At 62.2% G+C, this 23,708-nt stretch carries 25 protein-coding genes and 1 pseudogene; 9 read left to right on the top strand and 17 right to left on the bottom strand.

Translation table 11 applies throughout. The annotated features are described in order from the left end of the window. Positions 1 to 9: 9 nt before the first annotated feature. From ACVNHC_RS22500 to ACVNHC_RS22480, 5 genes are all read right to left on the bottom strand, one after another. Complete coding sequence (locus ACVNHC_RS22500; protein WP_122520896.1) at positions 10 to 498, bottom strand: DUF411 domain-containing protein; 489 nt, start codon at positions 496 to 498, stop codon at positions 10 to 12. Positions 499 to 798: 300 nt separating this feature from the next. Then, positions 799 to 3,186, bottom strand: a complete 2,388-nt coding sequence (locus tag ACVNHC_RS22495; RefSeq protein ID WP_122520895.1) for a heavy metal translocating P-type ATPase — start codon at positions 3,184 to 3,186, stop codon at positions 799 to 801. Between the two features lie 105 nt (positions 3,187 to 3,291). Then, positions 3,292 to 4,263 (bottom strand): cation diffusion facilitator family transporter, encoded by a 972-nt coding sequence (locus ACVNHC_RS22490; RefSeq protein WP_206110628.1) that lies wholly within the window; start codon positions 4,261 to 4,263, stop codon positions 3,292 to 3,294. A gap of 63 nt (positions 4,264 to 4,326) precedes the next feature. After that, positions 4,327 to 5,826 (bottom strand): multicopper oxidase family protein, encoded by a 1,500-nt coding sequence (locus ACVNHC_RS22485; RefSeq protein ID WP_457169629.1) that lies wholly within the window; start codon positions 5,824 to 5,826, stop codon positions 4,327 to 4,329. A 71-nt stretch (positions 5,827 to 5,897) separates the two neighbouring features. After that, positions 5,898 to 6,374, bottom strand: a complete 477-nt coding sequence (locus ACVNHC_RS22480; RefSeq protein WP_457169627.1) for a hypothetical protein — start codon at positions 6,372 to 6,374, stop codon at positions 5,898 to 5,900. A 55-nt stretch (positions 6,375 to 6,429) separates the two neighbouring features. On the opposite strand from ACVNHC_RS22480, the gene ACVNHC_RS22475 reads away from it, so the two are divergent. Then, the gene (locus ACVNHC_RS22475; RefSeq protein WP_247648027.1) at positions 6,430 to 6,834 is read left to right on the top strand and encodes a c-type cytochrome; all 405 of its coding nucleotides are present in this window, start codon (positions 6,430 to 6,432) and stop codon (positions 6,832 to 6,834) included. A gap of 106 nt (positions 6,835 to 6,940) precedes the next feature. Here the strand turns inward: ACVNHC_RS22475 and ACVNHC_RS22470 are convergent, their stop codons facing one another. The 5 genes from ACVNHC_RS22470 to ACVNHC_RS22450 are packed head-to-tail and all read right to left on the bottom strand — an operon-like array spanning position 6,941 to position 11,589. Beyond that, complete coding sequence (locus ACVNHC_RS22470) at positions 6,941 to 7,147, bottom strand: hypothetical protein (protein ID WP_028034408.1); 207 nt, start codon at positions 7,145 to 7,147, stop codon at positions 6,941 to 6,943. A gap of 2 nt (positions 7,148 to 7,149) precedes the next feature. After that, positions 7,150 to 7,665: a Cu(I)-responsive transcriptional regulator gene (gene cueR, locus ACVNHC_RS22465; protein WP_012092680.1), complete on the bottom strand. Its 516-nt coding sequence runs from the start codon at positions 7,663 to 7,665 to the stop codon at positions 7,150 to 7,152. 20 nt (positions 7,666 to 7,685) lie between these two features. Beyond that, complete coding sequence (locus tag ACVNHC_RS22460; protein ID WP_122520892.1) at positions 7,686 to 8,702, bottom strand: 2Fe-2S iron-sulfur cluster-binding protein; 1,017 nt, start codon at positions 8,700 to 8,702, stop codon at positions 7,686 to 7,688. Positions 8,703 to 8,714: 12 nt separating this feature from the next. Next, complete coding sequence (locus ACVNHC_RS22455) at positions 8,715 to 8,978, bottom strand: glutaredoxin family protein (RefSeq protein ID WP_012092682.1); 264 nt, start codon at positions 8,976 to 8,978, stop codon at positions 8,715 to 8,717. Positions 8,979 to 9,030: 52 nt separating this feature from the next. Continuing rightward, a complete protein-coding gene (locus ACVNHC_RS22450; RefSeq protein WP_122520891.1) occupies positions 9,031 to 11,589 on the bottom strand; it encodes a heavy metal translocating P-type ATPase in 2,559 nt (852 codons plus the stop codon). A gap of 159 nt (positions 11,590 to 11,748) precedes the next feature. On the opposite strand from ACVNHC_RS22450, the gene ACVNHC_RS22445 reads away from it, so the two are divergent. Then, a complete protein-coding gene (locus ACVNHC_RS22445) occupies positions 11,749 to 11,943 on the top strand; it encodes a heavy-metal-associated domain-containing protein (RefSeq protein ID WP_012092684.1) in 195 nt (64 codons plus the stop codon). Between the two features lie 14 nt (positions 11,944 to 11,957). Then, positions 11,958 to 12,362 (top strand): CopM family metallochaperone, encoded by a 405-nt coding sequence (gene copM, locus ACVNHC_RS22440; RefSeq protein WP_122520890.1) that lies wholly within the window; start codon positions 11,958 to 11,960, stop codon positions 12,360 to 12,362. A gap of 16 nt (positions 12,363 to 12,378) precedes the next feature. On the opposite strand, the gene ACVNHC_RS22435 is transcribed toward copM, so the two are convergent. Then, positions 12,379 to 12,642 carry a hypothetical protein gene (locus ACVNHC_RS22435; protein ID WP_163001344.1) on the bottom strand — a complete coding sequence of 88 codons (264 nt, stop codon included), beginning with the start codon at positions 12,640 to 12,642 and terminating at the stop codon, positions 12,379 to 12,381. 64 nt (positions 12,643 to 12,706) lie between these two features. Between ACVNHC_RS22435 and ACVNHC_RS22430 the strand changes: the two genes are divergently transcribed. Genes ACVNHC_RS22430 through ACVNHC_RS22420 form a run of 3 tightly spaced genes read left to right on the top strand, consistent with a single transcriptional unit; the run spans position 12,707 to position 14,408 of the window. Beyond that, on the top strand, positions 12,707 to 13,096 hold the full coding sequence (locus ACVNHC_RS22430) for a metal-sensitive transcriptional regulator (RefSeq protein WP_012092686.1): 390 nt from the start codon (positions 12,707 to 12,709) through the stop codon (positions 13,094 to 13,096). A gap of 18 nt (positions 13,097 to 13,114) precedes the next feature. Continuing rightward, positions 13,115 to 13,882: a glutaredoxin family protein gene (locus tag ACVNHC_RS22425; protein WP_122520888.1), complete on the top strand. Its 768-nt coding sequence runs from the start codon at positions 13,115 to 13,117 to the stop codon at positions 13,880 to 13,882. Between the two features lie 22 nt (positions 13,883 to 13,904). After that, the gene (locus tag ACVNHC_RS22420) at positions 13,905 to 14,408 is read left to right on the top strand and encodes a DUF305 domain-containing protein (RefSeq protein WP_012092688.1); all 504 of its coding nucleotides are present in this window, start codon (positions 13,905 to 13,907) and stop codon (positions 14,406 to 14,408) included. 131 nt (positions 14,409 to 14,539) lie between these two features. Here ACVNHC_RS22420 and ACVNHC_RS22415 read toward each other — a convergent pair whose 3' ends face one another. The 4 genes from ACVNHC_RS22415 to ACVNHC_RS22400 form a co-directional block, all read right to left on the bottom strand. Further along, entirely contained in the window at positions 14,540 to 15,340 is an 801-nt protein-coding gene (locus tag ACVNHC_RS22415; RefSeq protein ID WP_122520887.1) for a TlpA disulfide reductase family protein, read from the bottom strand. A 1-nt stretch (position 15,341) separates the two neighbouring features. Further along, complete coding sequence (gene dsbD, locus ACVNHC_RS22410; RefSeq protein ID WP_122520886.1) at positions 15,342 to 17,159, bottom strand: protein-disulfide reductase DsbD; 1,818 nt, start codon at positions 17,157 to 17,159, stop codon at positions 15,342 to 15,344. A 35-nt stretch (positions 17,160 to 17,194) separates the two neighbouring features. Continuing rightward, positions 17,195 to 17,803 (bottom strand): DsbA family protein, encoded by a 609-nt coding sequence (locus ACVNHC_RS22405; RefSeq protein WP_122520885.1) that lies wholly within the window; start codon positions 17,801 to 17,803, stop codon positions 17,195 to 17,197. A gap of 183 nt (positions 17,804 to 17,986) precedes the next feature. Next, positions 17,987 to 18,265 (bottom strand): thioredoxin family protein, encoded by a 279-nt coding sequence (locus tag ACVNHC_RS22400; protein ID WP_457169673.1) that lies wholly within the window; start codon positions 18,263 to 18,265, stop codon positions 17,987 to 17,989. On the opposite strand from ACVNHC_RS22400, the gene ACVNHC_RS22395 reads away from it, so the two are divergent. After that, positions 18,209 to 18,511 (top strand): hypothetical protein, encoded by a 303-nt coding sequence (locus ACVNHC_RS22395; protein ID WP_457169679.1) that lies wholly within the window; start codon positions 18,209 to 18,211, stop codon positions 18,509 to 18,511. The two genes, ACVNHC_RS22400 and ACVNHC_RS22395, sit on opposite strands and share 57 nt — an antisense overlap. A 350-nt stretch (positions 18,512 to 18,861) precedes the next feature. After that, positions 18,862 to 19,508 (top strand): annotated as a pseudogene (locus tag ACVNHC_RS22390) (L,D-transpeptidase). Between the two features lie 107 nt (positions 19,509 to 19,615). Here the strand turns inward: ACVNHC_RS22390 and ACVNHC_RS22385 are convergent. Both ACVNHC_RS22385 and ACVNHC_RS22380 read right to left on the bottom strand, forming a co-directional pair. Further along, on the bottom strand, positions 19,616 to 20,956 hold the full coding sequence (locus ACVNHC_RS22385; protein ID WP_122520882.1) for an ATP-binding protein: 1,341 nt from the start codon (positions 20,954 to 20,956) through the stop codon (positions 19,616 to 19,618). Next, positions 20,956 to 21,618, bottom strand: coding sequence for a response regulator (locus ACVNHC_RS22380; RefSeq protein ID WP_012092695.1), 663 nt, complete (start codon positions 21,616 to 21,618; stop codon positions 20,956 to 20,958). Before ACVNHC_RS22380 ends, ACVNHC_RS22385 begins: the two co-directional genes overlap by 1 nt. 776 nt (positions 21,619 to 22,394) lie before the next feature. Here ACVNHC_RS22380 and ACVNHC_RS22375 point away from each other — a divergent pair. After that, positions 22,395 to 23,681, top strand: a complete 1,287-nt coding sequence (locus tag ACVNHC_RS22375; RefSeq protein ID WP_457169619.1) for an integrase arm-type DNA-binding domain-containing protein — start codon at positions 22,395 to 22,397, stop codon at positions 23,679 to 23,681. Positions 23,682 to 23,708 lie beyond the last annotated feature (27 nt).

Here is a 23,708-nt window from a genome sequence, read left to right as displayed (position 1 = left end):
GCGTTCCACTCAGATCTCCCGCGCGCCGCGGAAACGCCCGAAGGTTTTCTGGACGGAAGGGCCGAACAGGAACACCTCGTATGGCTCGGGGACCACGCCGGGAAAGTCCATGCCGGGGGAGCCGGCGGGCATTCCGGGAACCGCAAGCCCTGTCGCGAACGGGCGCGCGGCCAGGAGGCGGCGAAGCGCGGCGGCCGGCACATGTCCTTCGATGACATAGCCGTCCACTTCGGCCGTATGGCAGGAGTACAACGCCGCCGGGACGCCGAGCCGCTGCTTGAGGCTTTCGACCTCGCTCGATTCCACGACGCTCACCGGGAAGCCGGCCGCCTCGATATGCTCGACCCATGCGCCGCAGCACCCGCAATTCGTATCCTTGGTGACGGTCACCAGAGGCAGTCCTGCCGAGCGAACCGTTCCCGCCGTTGAGAGCAGGACGGGGAACGCGGTGGCGCTGGCTAGGAAGGAGCGCCTGCTGATCATATGGATGGTTTGCATCTCAGTTCCTCCATCTGGGCCGCAACTTCGTCAAAGCTGGATCACCGGAAAAATACGTATTTGATCAAAGCGGCGGCGGTAAGGAGCACGAGTACCAGAAGAACGATGCCCCACATCATCCCGCCCGACATCATGACATTGCATCATGGCCTGTTCTGCCCTTCCGTCGCAAAGATACTCATAGCGGCCCCCTTCGCCGCAGACTTTGACTTAGCGCAAGGATGGGACGGTATCCGGGCTGTTGGCGCCACCATCGTCACCAATTTTTCCAGATGGAGGACCTTCGCCCACGTCAGCCTCCTACAATCTCGTGGCCCGCAGCCGGGAGGCGTTCGCGATGACGCTCACCGACGACAGCGCCATGGCGGCGGCGGCGATGATCGGCGACAGCAGGATGCCGAAGAACGGGTAGAGCACCCCGGCTGCCACCGGCACGCCGAGCGCGTTGTAAATGAAGGCGAAGAACAGGTTCTGGCGGATGTTGCGCATGACAGCCTCCGAGAGCCGGCGCGCGCGGACGATGCCCGTGAGATCGCCCTTGAGCAATGTGACACCTGCGCTTTCCATTGCCACATCGGTACCGGTGCCCATGGCGATGCCCACATCGGCCGCCGCCAGCGCCGGCGCGTCGTTCACGCCGTCGCCTGCCATCGCCACCACCTCGCCTGCCGCCTTGTGACGCTGCACGACCGCGCTTTTCTGGTCGGGCAGGACCTCGGCCTCGACCTCGTCGATGCCGAGCCGGCGGGCGACCGCCTTGGCCGTGGTCCAGTTATCACCCGTAAGCATGACAACGCGGATTCCCTGCGCCTTCAGCGCGGCAAGCGCCTCGGGCGTCGAGGGCTTGACCGGATCGGCGATGGCGAAGATGGCGGCGATGCGGTTGTCCACTCCCATGAAGATCGCGGTTGCCCCGTCCTCGCGCAGCCGGTCGGCCTCATCCGCCAGTGGGGCGACATCAACGCCTTGCTCGGCCAGGAACTTGGCATTTCCAAGGGGAATGCGCTTGCCTTCGACCGTGCCGTAGGCGCCTTTGCCGGTCGGCGAGTCGAAATCCGCGACCGGTGCGGTCACGATCCCCCGCTCCTCGGCAGCGCGAACGATGGCCAGCGCCAGCGGATGCTCGCTGGCCCGCTCCACGCTGGCGGCAAGCCGCAAAGCCTCGTCCTCGGTGAAGCCAGGCGCTGGCACGATTGCGGTGACAGCGGGCCGGCCCTCGGTCAGCGTACCGGTCTTGTCGACGATGATGGTATCGACCTTCTCCATATGCTCGAGCGCCTCGGCGTTCTTGATCAGCACGCCCGCCTGTGCGCCCCGGCCGACGCCGACCATGATCGACATCGGCGTTGCCAGCCCGAGCGCGCAGGGACAGGCGATGATCAGGACCGAAACCGCCGCGATCAGCCCGAAGGATAAGCGCGGCTCCGGTCCCCAGATCGACCAAGCGATGAAGGCGATGACTGCGACGACGATCACCGCCGGCACGAACCACCCCGACACCTGATCGGCGAGGCGCTGGATCGGCGCGCGGCTTCGCTGCGCCTCGGCGACGAGTTGGACGATCTGCGACAGCATGGTGTCTCGCCCGACCTTGCGTGCCTCGATCACTAGCGCGCCGGACTGGTTCATGGTGCCGCTGATGGCTTTGGCGCCGGCCTCCTTGGTCACCGGCATCGACTCGCCGGTCACCATCGATTCATCGACAGCGCTGCGTCCTTCCAGAACTTCGCCATCGACCGGCACCTTCTCGCCAGGCCGCACCCGCAAACGGTCGCCGACATGAACGGTGTCGAGTTGAACCTCCTCCTCAGTGCCGTCGTCACGAATGATCCGCGCGGTCTTGGGAGCGAGGTCAAGCAGCGCCCGGATCGCGCCGCTGGTGCTCTCGCGCGCCCGCAGCTCCAGTACCTGTCCCAGCAGCACCAGCACGGTGATGACCGCCGCCGCCTCGAAATAGACCGCGACCGAGCCGTCGTTCTGGCGGAAGGCGTCGGGGAAGATGCCGGGTGCAAGCGTGGCGACGACGCTGTAGATCCACGCCATCCCGGTGCCCATGGCGATCAGTGTAAACATGTTGAGGCTGCGGTTGACGAGCGACTGCCAGCCACGCTGGAAGAACGGCCAGCCCGCCCAGAGAACGACCGGCGTTGCGAGGATCAGTTGCAGCCAGTTCGAGACCTGCTGCCCGATGGCGTGAGTCAGCCCGAACACATGCCCGCCCATCTCGAGAATGAACACCGGGATCGCCAGAACGAGGCCGATCCAGAAGCGGCGTGTCATGTCGATCAGTTCGACATTGGGCTCGGCCTCAAGGCTGACCAGCACCGGCTCCAGCGCCATGCCGCAGATCGGGCATGATCCGGGGCCGTCCTGCCGGATCTCGGGATGCATCGGGCAGGTATAGACCGTCCCCTCGGGAATCGGTACTACCTCCGCCGCCGCCGGATCGAGATAGCTTTCGGGCTCGGCCAGGAACTTCGCGCGGCACCCGGCCGAGCAGAAATAATAGGGCCGGCCCGCATGCTCGGCCTTGTGCTGGGCCGTGTGGGGATCGACAATCATGCCGCAGACCGGGTCCTTGACCTTGTGCGCGTCGTCCTGCGCGACCGCCCCGTGATCATGCGCATGACCTTGGGCGGAATGAACGTGACTCTGATTCTGGTGATCGTGTTCGGTCTTGCTGGCCATTTTCACGCCTCCCCGGCGTCTTATCCTAAGCTTGCTCTTCGCCTATTCTGCGCCTTCCAACCGTTGGAAGGTCAAGAGGTGATCGGAATCCGGAGTTCCTGCCAATCAGTGATTGTCGTGGATCTTTCCGATGCTGGTCCGTTCTTGCCCCGTCTGAGACTGCATGATGTCAATCTCGGCCGCAGAGTCCTCGCCGTCGAGGCAGTATTTCTCGATCTGCAACGTCGAGAAGTAGATGTTGAAACGCTCGCGCAGGAGATTGCTTGCTTGTCGCAACACCCGTTCGCCTTCCTGAAAGTCCCCAACGCAGACGTGGCTTGAGAATACATTGCGCCCGGATGTCAGACTCCAGGCATGGACGTGATGCACGTCGGTAACCCCCTCTAGCTGCCGGATGGCCTCGATGGCGGCCTCCAAGTCGAGGTCTTCGGGCGTGCCTTGCAGCAGGATGTGCAATGCCTCGCGCATAATACCCCAGGAAGCCCAGAGCAGCACCAGTCCGAAGGCCATGCCAAGCAGCGGGTCGATGGCCACAAAGCCCGTGAATCGGATCACCAGCGCCGAGACGATGATCAGGAAGCTGCCGACGAAGGTCTGCAGTATGTGCCAATACGCACCCCGGATATTCAGGTTGTCCTTCTGGCGCTCGTACATGAGCCAGAGCGCGACAAGCTCGGTGGCGATGCCGCCCGCTGCGGCGATCAACATCGGCGTCGTGGCCAGTTCGATGGGCTCCATGAGGCGCATCGCGCCCATCCACAGCACGTAGAGAGCCATGGCGACGAGGAAGAGGCCGTTGAAGAGGGCCCCCAGGATCTCCGCCCGAATGTAGCCGAAGGTGCGCGAGGGGCTGGATTTTCGCTCACCCAGACGCATGGCGACCAGCGCAATGAGCACGCCGCCCACGGCCGAGAAGGTGTGGAAGGCATCCGACATGACGGCGACCGAGCCAGTCCAGATGCCGATCCCGAGTTCCACGATGAAGTAAAGGCCGGTAAGCCAGCCCGAAATGACGAGCGCTTTGCGATCACCACTCGCGGGCATGTGGCCGGCATGACCGCCGTGAGACATTGACATAGGGTTCACCTCCTTGTTGCACAGGAGGACGCCGGTGCCGGCGTCCTCCTGCCAGCACGCTGCCTATGCGCTGACCGCAAATTCGGTCATCATGCCTGTTTCAAGATGCGGCATGTGATGGCAATGAAGCATCCAGCGCGCGGCTTCTCCGGCGTCGAGTGCAATGTCGACCATCGACATTGGCGGCACATACACCGTGTCCCGCCGCGCGCCCGTAACCGCCCGTCCATTCAGCCCGACGACCTGGAACACATGCCCGTGCAGATGCATCGGGTGACCCATCATCGACATATTGTGGAAGGACAGCACGATCCGCTCGCCGCGCCTCGCGGTAACCGGGCGATGCTGGCCCCAGACGGCGCCATTCATCGTCCACACATAGGGCTGCATCGAGCCGCCCAGCATTACCATGTGGCTGCGGTCCACCGGCCGCTCCGGCAAGGATTCGGAAGCGATCAAGCGCGTCTCCTGTCCAAGGTTGGTGTCAAAAGCCGGTGCTTCGGACTCTGCCAAAGCATCAATGTGCCGTATCTCGGCGCCCGGAGTGGCAAGGATCAGACCAGTGCGCTCCCGCGCTCCTTCTCGCAGCGCAAGGATCGGCCAGGCACCACCCTCCGAAGGCAGGTCGATCTCAAGGTCGAGCCGTTGGCCCATGGCCAGACCGAACCGCGTGCCAGACAGCGGCTGAACGGCGTGGCCATCAACCGCGACGAGCCGGGCCTGCGCTTCGCCGGTGTCCAGCCAGAACACAGTCGCCGCAGCGGCGTTGATGACGCGTAGGCGGATACGCCCGCCGCGCTCGACCTGCACCACTTCCGGGTCCGAGAGCGTGCGATCGTTGGCAAGATAGGCGTCCCAATCGTAGTCGTTGAGGTCCATCGCCATACTGTCCATGGACCCCATTCCACCCATGGCGCCGTGATCCATGCCAGTCATCGGCATGTTTCCCATCGCGCCGTGGTCCATACCCGACATTCCGCCCGTGCCTGCGCCTGCGCCGCTTCCGTGATTGCCCGTGGCGCCATGGCCGGATGTGATCTCGGCCATCACCTCCTCGGGCGCCTTGAACGAGAAATCATGCAGAAACAGCACCACCTCCTGCCGGTCAGCGGCGACATCCTCGGCACTGCGCACGATCAGTGGCGCGGCCAGAAGGCGCATCTCGTGCAGCGGCACATGCGCGTGCATCCAATAGGTGCCGGGCAGCGGTGCGAAGTCATAGGCGCGTGTTTCGCCGGGGGCGAGCATCGGCAAGGGCATGTCGGGCACGCCATCCTGCGCATTGGGCGGAATCTGGCCGTGCCAGTGAATCAGTGTGGCGGTATCGAGTTCGTTTGTTAGATCCACCCGGAAGGGCATGCCGGGATCGAGTGTCAGGCCCTGTCCTGATGGCCCGGCAAGACCCCAGACAGTGGCGGCGCGTCCGTCGATGTCCAGAGTCCGGCTGGCGGCGCGAAGCGACAGCGGCGTGGCGTCCTGCGCTGCCGCCGTCCGGGGCACATGAGCGTAGGCCAGCATAGCTGCGCCAGCGGCGAGAAAGCCGCGTCGTGAAAGGGTATTCATGGTCGTCTCCTCGGGACAGCAGTCCCGTTCCTCAAGCTGTCGGAAGTCCGCGGGCCGAAGCCCGGGCGCGATCAGAGGAAGCGGACCTTCGGAGGACGCTCGTTCAGTCCAAGCGCCCCACCGGCAATGCTTGCATCAGGCGGCAGGACATAGATGGTTGGCGTGTATTGGTTTCCAGAACCACCGCTCGGTGATATGAGAAAGAGCGAAAAACCTGCACAAACCAGTTCACAGGTTCCCGCATCCATGTCTGCCGATCCGCAGTGTTCGCTGCTGCATGCAGGCTCGATGCCGGCTGAGACGACTATCATCTCGTTCGCATGCACAGCCGGGTCCGGCGTTATGCTCATGCGTGCCGCGTGCGCGGAAAACACCATCGTCATGATGGCGACCGCGGCTATGGCAAGCATGGAGACAACGCGCGCAAACATACTGGAAAGATAGGTACTACTCACCGGAATGTCTATTGCAAATGGTGTCGCACCACTGGCAAATCTTCCTTGCCATCTCGTGCGTTGCAATTCCTCGTTACTGAACATGCGTGCCATGCGAAAGAAGCCCCAAAATACTTTCTGGTCAAGGTCGTTCCTCGGAGGAGCGATCGTGGTAACATTGGCTGGGTGGCATTACGCCCGTTCCGAATCCACCGCTGCGGCATCAGCGGAGGTCGTCGAGCAGGGCCGACAAGTCTATGCGGATCAATGCGCGTCTTGCCACGGTGCGAATCTCGAAGGGCAGCCGGACTGGCGCTCGCCGCTTCCCTCCGGTCGGCTGCCCGCACCGCCGCACGACGAGAGCGGCCACACCTGGCACCATGCCGATGAGATGCTGTTCCGCATCGTCAAGGAGGGTACAGCGGCCATCGTCGGAGGGAGCTATGAGAGCGACATGCCTGGTTTTGCCGATGCCCTGAGCGAGGGCGAGATCCGGGCTGTCCTCGCTTTTATTAAGAGTACCTGGCCGGAACGAGAGCGCGGATATCAGGAGGAGGTCTCCCGCCGCCGCTGAGTTTCGGAGTCCCGCCTACGCGGGCAGTTGTTGACCTGCGAAGTCGGCATTGACCCGTCCCGTTTCCGGCTCATCCATCCTTGGGCCTCATTGAACGGATGATGTCCTAGTGATGCCGCTGACATTTTTTCGGAGGCACAGGAAGTTCTCCGATAGCCAGATAAGCTTGAGACAACGGCTTGTGCGAAGCTGCGACGCCGAGCCCTCGCGCATCAATCAGTTCAAGAGCCTGCAATAGCTTCTCGGCAACTTCCATGTCGCCGTCCGAACATGCCCGTTTGAACAGGTGCAGGATTTCGCCGGCAAGTGTCATGGCTATTGCTCCCTGGCACCGTGACCGCTTCTTTCCGCCTTCGCCGACACGACGGGCCTCGTGTGCTCGAACCTGTTCCCTGTCGCGCCGGAACGATCGCGGGTGTGTGTGGGGCTGGTCTCAGGGTCATCAGTCGTCGCCAACTCATCGATGATCGGGCAGTCCGGCCGGGCATTGCCCCGGCAGTTCTCGGCAAGGTGCTTGAGCGTCATGCTCATCTCCCTGAGTTCACGCGCCTTCCGTTCAAGTTCCTCGACATGCTCAAGGGCAACACGCTTGACGTCCGCGCTCGCCCGGTCTCGGTCTCGCCAGAGCGCAAGCAGTTCCGTCATTTTCTCGACCGAGAAACCGAGATCGCGCGCACGCCTGATAAAACGCAACGTATGCACGTCCTTGTCGGAGTAATCTCGGTATCCGCTATCCGTCCGCGACGCTTCCGCGATCAATCCGATCGATTCGTAGTAACGGATCATCTTCGCCGAAACGCCTGATGCCGCCGCTGCCTTTCCGATGTTCATCGCTGGTTCCTTTCTTCGACTTATGTAGGCGCTTCTTCGGGCGTAAAAAATACGTCCGCATGTATGTCCTCGCCGCGCAAGCCCAGTTCGCGAAGCATGATGCCAGAAGCATCGATCATGGCGGGCGGTCCGGCCATATATGCCTTCCAGCCATCGAGATCCTGCACGTCACTCACGATCGCATCCGTTACCAGGCCGGTTCGGAAGCGATCGGATCGGCTCACTTCCGAAAGCACGGGTGTGAAGGTGAGGTTGTCGTAGGCGCTCGCCAGAAGACTGAAATGTTCGACCAGATAGAGATCGCGCTCCGTCCGTGCCCCGAAATAGAGATGGATCGGCTGCCGCAGGCCGCTTGTCAGCGCCGTTTCGACAATCGACTTGATCGGCGCCAGTCCCGACCCGCCGGCGACCGCCAGAATTGGACCAGTATGCTGTTCGCGCAGAAAAGAGCTGCCGAGCGGCCCGCGGACCGAAACCTCGTCACCGACCTTGAGTGACCTGGCGACGTGTTCGCTCGTCGCTCCACCGGGCACATGCCTGATGTGGAATTCGAGATGGTCTCGCCCGGGCTGGTTCGCCATCGAATAGTCGCGCGCCGGAACGCCATCGAACGTCACCTGCGCATACTGGCCCGCCTTGAACGCGACGGCCTCTCCCGTTTCGACCTCCAGCCTGATTTGCCGGATGTCGTGGGTTGCGTCATCGATCGCGACAACCCGCGTGCGATAGGTGCGGACGGGAAGATCAAGCTGTTCTTCCTCCTCATCGAGCCATGCGACCGTGCAGTCCGTGAGCGGCTGCGCGCGGCATGCAAGGATCAGTCCCTGAGACCGCTCATCGTCCGTCAGGGCAAAGCGCGTGTGCGGCAGAAGATCGACCTCGCCGCTGACCAGTCGGGACTTGCACGAGCCGCAGCGGCCCGAACGGCATCCATGCGGGTATGCGATCCCTTCTTCTAGCGCTCTCTCCAGAATGGTTCGGCCATCCGGCACGTCGATGATGCGCCCCGCCTGCCGAATTTCGATTTGTCTTCCCATGACAATCTCCCCTCAGGCGGCGCCTGATGACAGGGCTTCCGCCAGACGAGGTTTCTGGTCAGCAAAGGTGCCATAGAAGACCTGTTCGTTGACGATCGTGATCGGGGCAACGCGCACGCCGGTCCGCGCTTTCGCCTCTTCGGCGATCTGCGGATCTGACAGGTCACGCTCTTCGAATGGGACACCCTGGTCAGCAAGCCATCGCTTGACGGCATGGCAATCGGGGCAGGTTGGCGTGGTATACAGCACCACTGACGGAGTTCCTGTATTGGTCACTGCTTCATTCCTTTACATGTGGCGAGCCTGCCGAAGCAGGCTCGCCTGTTTCTCATTCCGCAGGCGCAAGTTCAGGCCGACGGGGCCGGACTGCGCCGCTTTCCGCCTGCGCGGGCGCGCGGAAGGTCTTGAGCCTCAGCGCGTTGCCGAGGACGAAGACGCTCGACAGGGCCATCGCGCCGGCGGCAAAGACCGGCGACAGCAGGATGCCGTAGGCCGGATAGAGCAGACCGGCGGCAACGGGGATAAGAGCCGTATTGTAGGCAAAGGCCCAGAACAGGTTCTGCCGGATGTTGCCGATCGTCGCCTTGGACAGTGCGATCGCGTTCGGCACGCCTTGCAGGCTGCCCGACATCAGCACCACGTCGGCTGCCTCGATGGCAATGTCCGTACCCGTGCCGATGGCAAGGCCCACATCCGCTTCGGCCAGCGCCGGAGCGTCGTTGATGCCATCGCCGACGAAAGCGACCTTGCCATGCTGGGCTTTGAGGCGGCGTACCGCGTCGACCTTGCCGTCCGGCAGCACTTCCGCCACCACCTCGTCGATCCCCAGCCGAGCCGCAATGGCTTTTGCCGTGCGGGCATTGTCGCCGGTGATCATCGCGACCTTGAGGCCGAGATCGTGCAGCGCCTTGATCGCCGCGGGCGTCGTCTCCTTGATCGGATCGGCCACGGCGATGATCGCCGCCAGCTTGCCGTCGATCGCGGCGTAGAGCGGTGACTTGCCCTCGTTGCCGAGACGTTCGGCGACCTGAGCGAACCCGGCCACGTCATGGCCGAGTTCTGCCATGTAGCGGTCGGCGCCGATCTCGACACGCTTGTCGCCGGCCACGGCCTTGACGCCGAACCCAGTCACCGATTCGAAATCCGACACAGCCGGCAGCGGGATGTTTTCCCCGGCGGCCGCATCCACGATCGCACGGGCGATCGGATGCTCCGACTTCGCCTCGACGGCCGCCATCAGACCGAGGACATCTGCCCGGTCGAAACCAAGGGCCAGTTCCAGATCGGTGAGCGCGGGCTTGCCTTCCGTCAGCGTGCCCGTCTTGTCGACGGCGACGACCTTCGCGTCCTTCAGCAGTTGCAGCGCCTCGCCCTTGCGGAAGAGCACGCCAAGTTCCGCACCGCGGCCTGTGCCTACCATGATCGAGGTCGGCGTCGCCAGACCCATGGCGCATGGGCAGGCGATGATCAGGACGGCGACGGCATTGACCAGAGCGAATGTGAGTGCGGGCGACGGGCCGAACCACATCCATGCGGCGAAGGTGAGGATCGCTACCGCAAACACCGCCGGCACAAAATACATCGTGACTTTGTCGACCAGCGCCTGGATCGGCAGCTTCGACCCTTGAGCTTCCTCCACCATACGGATGATCTGCGACAGCACTGTGTTGCCGCCGACCGCAGTGGCGCGGATCGCGAAAGCGCCCTTCTGGTTTACCGTTCCGGCCACGACTTCGCTGCCGTTTGCCTTGGAGACGGGGATCGGCTCGCCGGTGATCATGGATTCATCGACATAGCTCTCGCCTTCGATGACCTCGCCATCCACCGGGATGCGATCGCCGGGCCGAACCTCAACGACGTCTCCGGTCAGAACGGAATCGATCGGCAATTCGATCGTCTTGCCGTCCCTGCGCACGCGCGCCATCTTGGCCTGAAGGCCGACGAGACGCTTGATCGCCTCGGAGGTGCGTCCCTTGGCACGCGCCTCCAGCAGGCGACCGAGCAAGATCAGCGTCACGATGACGGCGGCTGCCTCGAAATAGACGTTCACCGTTCCGGCAGGCAGGAAACCGGGCGCGAAGGTCGCGACCAGCGAATAGCCATAGGCGGCGAGCGTGCCGACCGCGACCAGGGAATTCATGTCGGGGGCGAGCCGCCACAGGGCGGGCAGCCCCTTATCATAAAAGCGGATACCCGGAACGAACAGCACGATGGTCGTCAACACGAACTGGATGTACCAGTTCATCTGCATGCCGATGGTCGAAGCGATCAGGTCATGCATGCCCGGGACGACATGCGAGCCCATCTCCAGGATAAAGACAGGCACCGTCAGCCCCGCCGCGATGGTGAAATCGCGCGTCAGTTCACGGCGCTCCGCTTCCTTCTTTTCGGTACGATCATCCGTCTCGCCCTGGCTGGTTCCTGCCGCCGTGGCGATCACCCTGGCGTCGTATCCCGCGCCCTCAATGGCAGCCACCAAAGCCGCCGCATCGGCGCTGCCCTGGATCGTGGCCTTCTCGGTCGCGAGGTTGACGACGGCATTGGTGACGCCGGGTACGGCCTTGAGCGCCTTTTCGACGCGTCCCACGCAGGATGCGCAGGTCATGCCCTCGATCGCCACTTCAAGCGAGGCTGCCGTCGGCGCGGAGAAGCTTGCCGCGACCTCATAGCCTACATCCTCCACGGCCTTGACGAGCGTGGCAGGATCGACCGCAGCGTTGGTGGTGATGCTCGCCTTTTCGGTCGCCAGATTGACGACCGCATCGGCGACGCCAGGCACGGCCTTGAGGGCTCTTTCGACACGACCTACGCAGGATGCACAGGTCATCCCCTCAATGGGGAGTGATATCGTTCCAGACGGGTCTGTTGCTCGAACGGGGGCATTCATAGCCGCCTCCTTTTTGTCCCGAAATTTCAGTTCGGACAGAAGATGGGGCTTCCAACCATGGGAAGGTCAAGAGGGCAGAAAGAGAAAAATCGCTCTTGACCTTCCCATGGTTGGAAGCCCTACATCCGGCAGCGTGAGACCGAAACAAGGAGAATTCTCATGGAACTCAGAATCGAGAACATGACCTGCGGTGGCTGCGCAAAATCCGTCACCAAGGCGATCCAGTCAGTCGACCCCACCGCCAGGGTGGAGACGAATCCGGAGGCGCGGGCGGTCAAGGTTGAGACGACTGCTAGTGCGGGGGCTATTCAGCAGGTTCTCGAAGAAGCCGGCTATCCTGCAACTGTAAACTGACCAGGAGCTGCGTCATGAACAAGCTCACCCCGATCTTCATTGCCGGCGCGTTCGTCATTGCTGGCGGACTCGCCTACGCACAGTCTCAGATGGACGAGCAAGGCCAAGGAGCGACCATGAATCACGGCGAACATGCCGGACACGGCGCCACCCCGCCTTCGGATAACCCTGTCATTCGCGCCTACCAGCAAGTCAACGACAAGATGCATGCCGATATGGCGATCGAGTTTACGGGCGATGCGGATGAGGATTTCATGCGCGGCATGATCCCCCATCACCAGGGCGCCATCGACATGGCTCGTGTCGTTCTCGAACACGGATCAGACCCCGAGGTGCGAGCACTTGCTGAGGAGGTCATCTCCGCCCAGGAGGCGGAAATCGCGCAGATGCAGGAATGGCTGGCCAAGCGCAGCCAATGAGACGGTGAAGGGCGGATCAATTCCGCCCTTTTCCTTTGCCGGTCATCAGCACGAGGACGGTTGCCACCGCGAAGGCGACAAGCGCCCCATCGGTGCGCCTTCGGTCAAGGCAAACGGCTCGCGTGGACGCTGAACCACGTCTGGAACCCTGTTTCGATAATGGTGATGCGTCCGCGGCCTCGACCAGGGATAACAGCGTATCGGCCAGATCCCTGACCGCAAGCAACCCGACCCGAAGCTCTCCAACTGCGGCGATCAGATTCTCGGCTCTGATCTTCATGTCCATCTCCTTCGTTTGGCCCTCCAAGATGAGGGTTCCAACCATTGGAAGGTCAACCCCACTGATGATCGCGACAATGGTGCAAAGCAGACAGAAAGCGCCGGCGAGATTTTTTGATCGGAGGGAACCAAGATGGCTCTCGAACCTTAAATATACCCATACGGGGTATTTTACGGCCATGTGCCAGAAGGACAACAAAGCCCTCCGCGCGAGGCTCAAGCGAATCGAAGGACAGGTGCGAGGGGTCAGCCAGATGGTGGCCGATGACCGTTACTGCATCGATATCCTGCATCAGATCCACGCCATCAAGGCGGCGCTGGCCAAGGTCGAGACCGAAATCCTCAAGACCCACGCCGCTTGCTGTGTCGAGGAAGCGATAGCGGCAGGTGATGCGGACGCGCAACGCCGCAAATTCAGCGAGTTGGTCGAGGTGTTCGCAAAAGCAAAACTCTGAAATCGAAGGACTGACGACATGGCCACTTCCACCGCAAAACGCGCCGACCTGCACAGGATGGTGACCCACGAACATACCTGTCCCTACGGTCTCAAATCGCTCGACCTCCTGAAACGGCAGGGCTACGAGGTCAACGATCATGAGCTGACGTCGCGCGCCGAGATCGATGCTTTCAAGAAAACGCACGGCGTCGACACCACACCGCAGACCTTTATCGGCGGCAATCGCATCGGCGGCTACGACGATCTTCTCGCCTTCTTCGGCAAGGAGGTAAAGGACAAGGACGCCACCACCTATACGCCGGTGATCGCGTTGTTCGCGATGGCTGCGTTGATGGCGCTAGCGACGAGTTGGGCCGCGTTCGGTACCCTTGCGACCGTTGCGGCGGCAGAATGGTTCATTGCCATCGCCATGTGTCTGCTCGCCCTGCAGAAGCTCAAGGACGTGGAAAGCTTCGCTACCATGTTCCTCAACTACGATCTGCTCGCCCAGCGCTGGGTGCGCTACTCCTACGTCTATCCGTTCGCCGAAGCGCTGGCGGGCATCCTGATGATGGCCGGCGCGCTGATGTGGCTGTCGATCCCCGTTGCCCTCTTCATCGGCACTGTCGGAGCCGTATCGGTCTTCAAGGCGGTCTATATCGACAAGCGCGAACTCAAATGCGCCTGCGTTGGCGGTGACAGCAACGTTCCGCTCGGCTTCGTCTCGCTGACGGAGAACCTGATGATGGTCGGCATGGCGATCTGGATGCTACTCAAGCCCATGGGCATCGGTCTCGGACATTAAGCGAAAACCAAGGAGCCACGAGATGACCCAATCGTCCCATAATGGCAAGCACGAACACGCCGATCACGGCGAAGGACGTCCCTACCTAATGTTCTGGATCAACATGGCGCTCGGCCTGATCGTCATGTACGTCGTCATGTTCTCGATGATCGACGGATTTCAAGATTTCCGAAACAATCTCAACATGTTCTACATGGCCGTGACCATGTGGGCGCCGATGGGCATCTTCATGCTGGCAACGATGCCCGGCATGTTTCCGCGAAAAGGGCTCAATATCACCCTCTACGCCGTCTTCCTCGTCTTGACGATCGCCTCATTCGCAGCCACACGAAGCCAAACCCTGATCGGTGACGGGCAGTTCATCGATTCGATGATCCCGCACCACTCGGGCGCGATCCTCATGTGCCGGGAAGCAGACCTGCGCGATGCTGAATTGCTGACGCTTTGCGAAGAAATCATCGCAGCCCAGCGCAGCGAGATCGAGCAGATGGAGACAATTAAGGCTCGTCTCGATCAAAGGCCCTAAGACCTGTTGCCTTGCCCAATAGCGTCCGAGAATGGCAGGTTCAATGAGGATTGCATGACAAAACATCATGAGGATGGTCGCAGCTTCGTCACGGTCGTCAGCAAAAGCCAGCCGTGCCGGACCTGCGGCGGCTATTCGAGACCTTGAATGCCGCTCACGAGGGCTTCTCTTGAGATCTCGCCCATGTGTACCGATTGCAGCGTCCCGTCGCTCTTGAGGAACAACGTAGCCGGCAGGCCCGGTACCTCGTAATGACGACCGAACTCACCGAGTCCGTCGAGCACCACATGCTCAAGCTCAAGATTCTCGGCTGTGAGGTAGCGCTGAATGATCTCCTGGCCTTCACCTTGGTTGACGAAGACAAGTTCGGCAGCGTCCGTATTTGCGGCAACGTCCGCCATCATCGGCAGTTCACGACGGCACGGCGGGCACCACGTCGCCCACAGGTTGATGACCACCGGTTGGCCTTCGAGTCCACTTGGATTGAACCGTTCACCGGCCAGCGTGCGGTAAATGCCTCCGGTTGGCAGCGGGGTCGCCGGCGCGCCGGCGGTGAGCTGCAGCACGAAGAACGCGACATAGGCCGCAGCGGCGCTCGGCAGGGCCGTCCACAATGTGAGCCGCAATTCGCGCCGGAAGCGAAAGAACGTGTGGGCGAACGCCAGCGCAATGCCGGCTTCAATCATGAAGCCGCCCTGCCACATGTAGAATACGCGCAGCGGCTCGGCGAGGAAACTGCTCGCGTGCTGGATGACGTGCCCGACGCGTGCGCCGACCACGAAAGCGACGGTCGCGCCCCAGGCCCAGGACGAAAAGCGCTGATCGACCCTGCGGGCGAGGATCTCGCTCAGCAGGAGAAAGGCGGCGATGGCGAGGATCGCGGCGAAGCGGTCGGGTGCGAAGACGAAAGGCCCGATGGCGACTGCGTTCATCTCACTGCCTCGCCTGAGAGACCGATGTCAGCAACGTATCGGTTGTCACATCGCCGATGAGGCGGGAGCCGTTTGCCTCCGAGGCATTTCGGTTGAAGAAGATCATGGTCGGTGGGCCGACCACAGCAAGATCGCGCATCAGGCCCTGACTGACCTCATCCAGTGCGGTCAGATCCACCTTGACACGCTGGAAGTCGTTCAGTGCGGCAACGATTTCCGTGCTCGAAAAGACGTCGCGTTCGATCGTCTTGCAGATGACGCACCAGTCGGCCGTGAAATAGACCAATGTCGGACGTCCGTTGGCAGAGGCAATCGCTTGCTCGACCTGCGGCGTCGAGTTTGCCTCGATGAATGTCATCTCGGACTGGGCGATCTGCTGGCCTGAACCGGTCGTGACGAAGTGGGCGAGCGGGCGCAGCGGGTCGGTTCCGCCCGACGCAGCCCCGATTGCCAGAAACACGCTGCCGAGGGAAACCCCAAGTCCGGCGGCTTTGCGGAAACGTGGCCAGGCACCCGCATCGGCCAGGAGCCGATCAGCGACGCCGATGAAGACCGCAACAATCAAGAGGAGGCCCGCCCAAAGCGCCAGCGTCACTTGCGGCGGCAGGATTCGGGAGACCATCCAGATCGCCGCGCCGAGAAAGACGAAGCCGAACGCGTATTTGACCTGCACCATCCACGCCCCCGCACGCGGCAGAGCGCGGCTCCCCATCGTGCCAAATGCGATCAGCGGAATGCCTTGGCCGAGCCCGAGGGCGAACAGCGCACTCGCGCCGATCCAGGCATCGCCCGTATGTGCGATATAGAGAAGTGCCGCCGCGAGCGGCGCGGTGACGCAGGGACCGACGATCAGCGCGGAAAGGAAGCCCATTCCGGCGGCTCCGCCCACCGAGCCGCGCGTGCCGGCCTGTACCCCTGCCATCCGGCTGGCCCAGGTGGTCGGCAGTTGCAGTTCGAACAGGCCGAACATCGCCGTCGCCAGCACCACGAACAGCGCTGCGACGGCGCCAATGGCGTATGGCGATTGCAGCACCATCTGGAGGTTTTGGCCAGACCACGCGGCGACGACGCCAAGCATGCCAAACGCTGCGGCCATCGCCAGCACGTAGGCCAAAGACAGGATGAAGCCGCGCCGGGCCGTCAATGCCTCGCCCTCGCGCGCCAGGGTCGCGCTGAGGATCGGATACATGGGCAGCACGCAAGGCGTAAAGGCGAGCAGAAGCCCGAAGGCGAGGAAGCTCACGATCACCCAGATCGCACCGCCGCTGGCGAGAAGCGAGCCGACCATGCCACCGCCCTGCGTGTCCTCGGCCAGGTTGAAGCTGCCGCTTCCCGTCCCTCCGGCAGGGGCGGCCGGAGTTGTAGCTATGCCAAAGCCCACAACGGGTTCGGAAACCTGAAGGTTTGCCGTGTTGATCGTCAGGGTCAGCGGCGGATAGCAGATCGAATCCTTTTTGCAGCCCTGATAGGTGACTGCGACCTGCCCGGGCGCTTCGACGCCAAGACGTGCCACCGCTTCAAGATAATAGACCTCCGAAGGGCCGAAGTTGGCATCCCCTGTCTCCACGACGCCTGGTCGAGTCGAAAGCGGGACCGGCTCGCCGGTCGCGGCATCCTTCGCTTCCAGATGGTCGCGATAGAGATAATAGCCTCCCTCGATCTCCCAACGGAGCTGGATCTGCTGATCCGCATTCCGCTCAACCGAGAAACGGAAGGCTTCCTCGGCTTGCAGGAGATCCTCCTGTTGCGCCGCGGCGGGCAGCGACAGGAAGACGAAGAACAGGACGGCAAGGAGGCGGAGTAAGGGGATTGAGGACATGCAATTACTCGGATGATCGCGATCGGGGGGGAGTATCAGGACGCTTTGCGAGCGTCTGCGACAACTTGGCGGAAGCCGTCCTCGTCGAGGGCGGAGGCGACGAGAAACCGACCGATCAGAAACACAGGCGTGCCGCGCAGGCCCAGCCCCTCGGCCTGCGCGTTGTTGCGCTGAAGCAAGGCGGTGATTTCGGCGTCACGGCGGTTGGCTTCGGTCTCAAGACCCGCCATGTCAAAGCGAGCGCCTTCCAATGCCTGTCGCATCCGCTCTTCCGGAACCCGCGAGCCTTCGACACCCATCAGCGCCAGATAGGCATCCTCGTAGCGGTTCTGATACCTGGCCGCCAACGCCAGCTTTGCGCCATAGACGGACGACTGCGCGAGGATCGGCCAGTCCTTATAGACGTGGCGCACATTGCCGTCCGATTCCAGCACAGCGTTCAGCGGCTCGACGGTGCGCTTGCAGAACGGGCAGTTGTAGTCAAAGAACGAGACGATCGTCAGGTCGCCATTCGGGTTGCCGCCGACCGGCGCCTCCGGGTCGTTCAGGATCATCTCGGCTGACATGTCGTCGGCACGCACGGGCATGGCAAGGCCGGCGGCAGCGAGCGCCGCCAACCCCGAAAGCAAGGTCCGCCGGCTCATCGCACTGCGAAATGGCGGCCCACCGATAGAAAAGGGAAGAAGTGTGGATGTGCGGTGGCGCCGATCGTGCATGGTCAAAGCTCCAGATCATGGATATTGGAGCGAGCACACTCTCCCGAGCTTAAGGCAGCCTTAAGGATCCATCGATCCGAAGATGCGATGGCAGGTTATCCAGACTACGGACTATCGGATGAACGGCCGCAATCGGCGCATGAGATCACGCCTGCTGAACGATCCGACCGAACGGGTGCCGTCGTACTCCCGTCCGGTGGCTGCATCCACGATGAAGAATGTTGGCGGGCCGCTCGCTCCAAGGTGGGATAGGAGCTGGCGATTTCCCTCGTCCATTGTCGTGACGTCCACCCTGACGAGAGGCAAAGCCTCAAGGTGTTGTAGCACAGCGGGATGGGCGAGGATTTCCCGCTCAATACGGTGACACACTGCACACCAGTCCGCACGGATGTCGATGAGCGCGAAGCTATGTGTTCGTGCAACCTGCTCCAGCCTCTCCCCGTGGGAAGCGACGTCCGTGACCATATCAGCTGGATTGGCGGCGGCCATCCCTATGGGAGCCGTCAACAATCCTACCGGTACCACCAGGCCCCCGAGCAGAAGCTCGCGGCGGATCCATTGGCCATTCTTGCGTTGAGCATCAGCATCGATGCCGCATCCAACACCTTCCGCGGACGCTACGGCGTTGTTTCTTAAAAGTCGCGTCCGCATCCTCGTCTCCTTCACAGGACCGGCGGCAAAGCGGGCGTTCCTTAAGGCCCGCTTAAGGGCGGAAAAGTGCTCCTCGCCTGCGACGCAAGCCCGCGTTTCCAACAAGGTGCCCCCACCCAATCGAAAACCTGTTCGGCCGGATCACTTGAGCCGCAGGCCGGCGCCTGAAGTCCCCGCCGCATCGTTATCATCGGCCGCGCTTGCCTTAAGCTGCCCTTAAGACAGGCATCGTGCTGTGCGGCTTGATCGATCGCAAAGCAGAGAGCGTATGAAACGTGACTAAGCTACCGACACCCGCAATCGCGCGACGCGCGTTCCTCATTGGTGCCAGTGCAATGACCCTCGCCGGATGCGTTTCCACGAGGCAAACACCGCACGTCGCGCAGCCGGTCGCGACGCCGCCCACGCCGCCGACGCCCCCAATATACTACGCAATGACGAACGAGCGCTTCCCGATCCCGGAAGTCGACGTTTCCAAGGTCGATTCGAAATGGTGGCGGACGGAAGTCGACTATCCGACCGATGAGCGAGCCGGCACCGTCATCGTCGATACGCCAAACCGTTACCTCTACCACGTTCAGCCTCACGGCCGCGCAACCCGATACGGTGTGGGTGTCGGCAGGGACGGTTTTTCGTGGGCTGGCCGAGGGCGTCATATCGCATACAAGCGGGAATGGCCGCGCTGGACACCTCCCGATGAAATGGTTGCGCGCCAACCCGAGTTAGAGCCCTATTCAATCGCCAATGGCGGCATGGACCCAGGGCTGAAAAATCCACTTGGAGCACGCGCCCTCTACATTCATGAAGGAAACCGGGACACGATTTATCGCATCCACGGAAACCCGGAATTCTGGACCATCGGCCAGGCCGTTTCATCAGGATGATCAATCAGGATGTCATCCACCTCGCCGACAACGTTCGTGACGGGAGCCCGCTGGTTGTGATAGCAGATCCGGCTATGGGCCATCTTTTGGTGGGATAGCTTCGTCGCGCGGCGAGAAGATCACTCCCTGCGTTGGCGCATCCTGCTGGCACTCCATCTTCTTGAAGATGAGTTGGCTGCGCCCCGCACCATGTATGTGCAACGGGTCACGCGGCGTTCGCCATCACAGCTTGCAGCCCTCCGCAATCGCGATTCTGAAGTCGTAGGTGCCAACCACTCCGCCCGAGCGCCAGTTCGACGATTGCGAGGCCGAGACCGCTGCCGACCGGTACTTTGTTGCGGCCGCGAAAGAAACGTTCGGTGACGCGGGCCAACTCCTCCTCGGGGATACCGGGACCATCATCCTCGATGATAATCTGGCCCTCTTCGGCGCGACCGGCCATACGACACCTGACGACGCCTCCGGGCGGCGAATGGTTCACTGCGTTCTCCATCAGATTCCGGGCAGCAAGAGCAAACAGATCCGGCTCGATGTCCAGCTCGATGCGGTCAAGATCAGGGGAAACCTCGACCGCAACGCCCCTGGTCGGATCTGCTAATTCGTCCGCGAGCGCTCTCAGTATACTCCCGGGCCATACCTTCCCACTACGCTCGCCCTGGTCGAGCGCCTCAACCGCCGACATATCCAGCAATTGCCGAACGAGCCGGCCGGTGCGGTCTACGCCAACCATGATCTGACGCAATGCCTGCTCGCGGATCGTGCCATCGCCGCTTGCAAGCGCGACCTGCGCCTGCGTCTTGAGGCCGGCCAACGGCGTGCGCAGTTCGTGGGCGGCAAAGGCGGTGAAGTTGCGCTCGCGTTCCCGAAGCCCGGCCACGCGTGCAAACAATCCGTTGAGCGACTGCAAGACCGGCGCAATCTCCTTCGCGGTCTGCACGTCCTCGATCGGGCTGAGGTCGGAGGCGGGTCGTGCTTCCAGGTCGCCTGCGATCTTCCTTAGCGGCTCAAGGCCGCGCCTGACGCTGAGCCAGATCAGGACAGCAAGAACCGGCAACATCAGCAGGGCCGGCAGGAGAAGACCGCGGATGACGTCGTTCACCAACCCGTTACGGATACTCAGATTGTCGCCGACCAGAACGCGAACACCGCGCTCGGTATTGGTGATTGCATAAACCCGCCACCGCTCACCATTTATCACGGTTTCGGAGATCCCGTCGGTGTGCTCCGACATTGCTTGATCGGGCGCCGCATCCGATCGCCCGATCAATGTCCCCTGCAGCGACCATATCTGGCACGAAAGCTGGCGGTCATAGGCGCTGTGGCCGCGCACCGGCAGATCGGACGTGATCGTTTGCGTCGGATCGATGGCGATCTCCTGGCTGACGATCAATGAGGAAACCATCCGGCCGGCTTCCATCAGCCGCGCGTCGAGAACCCGTTCCACCTCCGCGCGCGTGGAAAGGAAAATCCAGACGACCGCCGACAGCCAGACGAGACCGGTGGTCAGGGCGAGGATCAGGAACAGCCGTTTGGAGATCGACGGCATCACGGTTCGTCTCCGAGGCGATAGCCGATCCCACGGACGGTCTGGATCATGCCCGGTCCCAGCTTGCCGCGAAGATGATGGATGTGGACCTCGACAGCATTGCTCTCGACCTCCTCCTGCCAGCCGTAAAGCTTCTCCTCGATCTGGCTCCGCGACAGGATCCGGCCGGGATGGATCATGAGGGCATGCAAAATCGAGTATTCGCGCCGCGACAGGCGGATGGGTTCGCCTTGGTGTTCGACATTCTGGTTTGCAGGATCGAGCCGCAGGCCGCGCCATTCGATAAGCGCCTGCGGCCGGCCAGCGGCACGGCGGACGAGCGCGCGCAGCCGCGCCGCGACCTCGTCGAGGTCGAACGGCTTGCCGAGATAGTCGTCGGCCCCCGCATCCAGTCCGTGAATCCGGTCGGCGACCTGATCACGCGCAGTCAGGAGGAGGACGGGCGTGGCGTCCTGCCGTTCCCGCAGGGATTTCAGCACGTCGAGGCCGGAACCGTCGGGAAGCATCAGGTCAAGCACCAGCGCATCGAACTCATGGTTCGTGAGAGCTGCGCCGGCTTCTTCGCAGGTTTTGACCGCATCGGCGGTGAAGCCGCCAATCGAAAGGCCCACCGTCAATCCGTCTCTGAGGACGGCATCATCTTCGACTATCAGCACGCGCATGGTCATCACCCGAGGTTCCAGGTCGCATTTCTATACGAGGCTTAAGGCAGCCTTAAGGATCAAACTTGAGCGCGCTCGATATCGTTCGGGGATTGGGCGCCTGTGATGTACCTCATCTTACCTGAGCCAAGAGTCGGACGTCTTCGAGACTTGGAATCGCGCCGGCAAAAACGCCGTTCTCGCCCTGATCCTTATGGGCATCTCCAGCCCAGCGCCGAAACAAAACGCTGGCATGGCGGCAGTGTACCCGTCATTCCGACCCTCCTGTCCATCGGGCTGTTGCTGGTCGCGGTGAAGGAACTCGCCCGGCCTGAAACGATACGCGGGTCCACTTGTCTGCCCGAGCCAGTTGGGCAATGCGCATTGGAGACGGACTCGAATCAGTTCGGCTCGCCGAGGCATCGTCCGGCTGGTGTTCAGGCGATCATCCCGTCCTGCCTGCTCAGGCGTCATTCGTGTTGACCAGGTGTTGACCAAGCCCAAAAAGGGAAGGGCCACCCGAAGATGGCCCTTACTTAATCCTTTGATTTCCTTTAGAAATCTGAAGAGAGCGAAGGGATTCGAACCCTCGACTCCAACCTTGGCAACTTTCCCGAGGCCCTTCGCTACTATATCCGGCGTTTCTCTAAAGCACTACGATGACACAATAATCTTGGACACGCCTTCGCCATCGTCCGCCAGAATATGCCGCCATTTTCGCCAAATCTGCTTACACAGTGCTTACACACGTGCTAGAACCAATCCATGTAAGCAAATTGATAGAGCGAGGGAGCGAAATGGCCAAGCTCACCAAGAAGGCGGTCGACGATCTCAAGGCCCCGGCATCGGGACAGGCATTTCTCTGGGACGGCGAATTGAAGGGCTTCGGGGTTCGCATCACGAAGGCCGGAGCCAAGACCTTCATTCTTCAGTATCGGAATGCGGCCGGCAAAAGCCGCCGTATCAACATCGGACGCTACGGCGTCATGACGCTCGAAAATGCCCGGTCCGAGGCCAAGATCAAGCTCGGCGCCATCGCGGCCGGCGAAGACCCTGCCGACGTCGATGATGATCCTGACGGGCCGATAACAGTCGCCGCACTGTGCGACTGGTATCTCAGCGAAGCGGAAAGCGGCCGTCTTCTTGGCCGGCGCAGGCGCCCGATCAAGGCCTCGTCGCTCGCGATGGACAAGAGCCGTATCGAAGCCCACATCAAGCCGTTGCTCGGCAAGCGCGTCGTCAGCAAACTGAAACTCGGGGACATCGAAGGCGCGCAGGCCGATATAGCGGCGGGCAAGACGTCGAAGCCGCGAAAGGGGTCCCGCGGCGGCGTGACCACCGGCGGGGAGGGTGTCGCCGCGCGCACCATGTCCACACTCCATGCAATCTTCGAGCACGCAGTCCGGCTCGGAAAGATCGACGACAATCCGGCCAGAGGCGTTCGGAAGATCGCCAGCACACCGCGCGACCGGCGGCTCAGCCGTACCGAGATCGAGAAGCTCGGCAAGGCGATGCTTGCGGCCGAGAAGGATGGCGAGCACCCCACCGGCCTCGCCGCCATCCGCTTCCTGCTGCTGACTGGCTTCCGCCGCATGGAAGGGCTCGGACTGGAGCGCGCCTGGTTGGACGAGGAAGAGGGTGCGATCCGCTTTCCCGATACCAAGAGCGGCGCGCAGACCCGTGTTATTGGCCGGTCGGCGGTCGACCTGCTTCTGGCCCAGCCCAGGACGAAATCGCCGTTCTTCTTTCCTGCGGATTGGGGCGACGGACACTTCATCGGCCTGGTCCGCGTGTTCGATCGCGTCTGCGCTCGGGTGGGCCTCGCTAGTGTGACCCTGCACACTCTTCGGCATACCTTCGCCAGCGTCGCCGCCGATCTCGGCTTCTCGGAGCTGACCATCGCCGCACTTCTCGGCCATGCCGCGCGTGGCGTGACGCAGCGTTACATTCACATTGACGAAGCGCTGAAGCTCGCAGCCGACAAGGTGGCGGACGAGATCGCCACCATTCTCGACCAGTCCGGAAGCGGACGCCGATCCCGCCGCACCACGCACGAGGACCGCGCCCATGCTTCTGCAGCTTGAAAAATGTAGTCCCAAGGACTATACATA

It is taken from the genome of Pannonibacter sp. Q-1, from assembly GCF_054073275.1.
Note: the sequence above shows the minus strand (reverse complement) of the source record. Positions and strands in the feature narration are given on the sequence as shown.

Bases quoted from the DNA above. Each gene is read 5' to 3' on its own strand.
- ACVNHC_RS22500 (WP_122520896.1), bottom strand. From the start codon at position 498: ATGCAAACCATCCATATGATCAGCAGGCGCTCCTTCCTAGCCAGCGCC.
- ACVNHC_RS22495 (WP_122520895.1), bottom strand. From the start codon at position 3,186: ATGGCCAGCAAGACCGAACACGATCACCAGAATCAGAGTCACGTTCAT.
- ACVNHC_RS22490 (WP_206110628.1), bottom strand. From the start codon at position 4,263: ATGTCAATGTCTCACGGCGGTCATGCCGGCCACATGCCCGCGAGTGGT.
- ACVNHC_RS22485 (WP_457169629.1), bottom strand. From the start codon at position 5,826: ATGAATACCCTTTCACGACGCGGCTTTCTCGCCGCTGGCGCAGCTATG.
- ACVNHC_RS22480 (WP_457169627.1), bottom strand. From the start codon at position 6,374: ATGGCACGCATGTTCAGTAACGAGGAATTGCAACGCACGAGATGGCAA.
- ACVNHC_RS22470 (WP_028034408.1), bottom strand. From the start codon at position 7,147: ATGACACTTGCCGGCGAAATCCTGCACCTGTTCAAACGGGCATGTTCG.
- cueR (WP_012092680.1), bottom strand. From the start codon at position 7,665: ATGAACATCGGAAAGGCAGCGGCGGCATCAGGCGTTTCGGCGAAGATG.
- ACVNHC_RS22460 (WP_122520892.1), bottom strand. From the start codon at position 8,702: ATGGGAAGACAAATCGAAATTCGGCAGGCGGGGCGCATCATCGACGTG.
- ACVNHC_RS22450 (WP_122520891.1), bottom strand. From the start codon at position 11,589: ATGAATGCCCCCGTTCGAGCAACAGACCCGTCTGGAACGATATCACTC.
- ACVNHC_RS22445 (WP_012092684.1), top strand. From the start codon at position 11,749: ATGGAACTCAGAATCGAGAACATGACCTGCGGTGGCTGCGCAAAATCC.
- copM (WP_122520890.1), top strand. From the start codon at position 11,958: ATGAACAAGCTCACCCCGATCTTCATTGCCGGCGCGTTCGTCATTGCT.
- ACVNHC_RS22435 (WP_163001344.1), bottom strand. From the start codon at position 12,642: ATGAAGATCAGAGCCGAGAATCTGATCGCCGCAGTTGGAGAGCTTCGG.
- ACVNHC_RS22430 (WP_012092686.1), top strand. From the start codon at position 12,707: ATGATCGCGACAATGGTGCAAAGCAGACAGAAAGCGCCGGCGAGATTT.
- ACVNHC_RS22425 (WP_122520888.1), top strand. From the start codon at position 13,115: ATGGCCACTTCCACCGCAAAACGCGCCGACCTGCACAGGATGGTGACC.
- ACVNHC_RS22420 (WP_012092688.1), top strand. From the start codon at position 13,905: ATGACCCAATCGTCCCATAATGGCAAGCACGAACACGCCGATCACGGC.
- ACVNHC_RS22415 (WP_122520887.1), bottom strand. From the start codon at position 15,340: ATGAACGCAGTCGCCATCGGGCCTTTCGTCTTCGCACCCGACCGCTTC.
- dsbD (WP_122520886.1), bottom strand. From the start codon at position 17,159: ATGTCCTCAATCCCCTTACTCCGCCTCCTTGCCGTCCTGTTCTTCGTC.
- ACVNHC_RS22405 (WP_122520885.1), bottom strand. From the start codon at position 17,803: ATGAGCCGGCGGACCTTGCTTTCGGGGTTGGCGGCGCTCGCTGCCGCC.
- ACVNHC_RS22395 (WP_457169679.1), top strand. From the start codon at position 18,209: ATGGGCGAGGATTTCCCGCTCAATACGGTGACACACTGCACACCAGTC.
- ACVNHC_RS22385 (WP_122520882.1), bottom strand. From the start codon at position 20,956: ATGCCGTCGATCTCCAAACGGCTGTTCCTGATCCTCGCCCTGACCACC.
- ACVNHC_RS22380 (WP_012092695.1), bottom strand. From the start codon at position 21,618: ATGCGCGTGCTGATAGTCGAAGATGATGCCGTCCTCAGAGACGGATTG.
- ACVNHC_RS22375 (WP_457169619.1), top strand. From the start codon at position 22,395: ATGGCCAAGCTCACCAAGAAGGCGGTCGACGATCTCAAGGCCCCGGCA.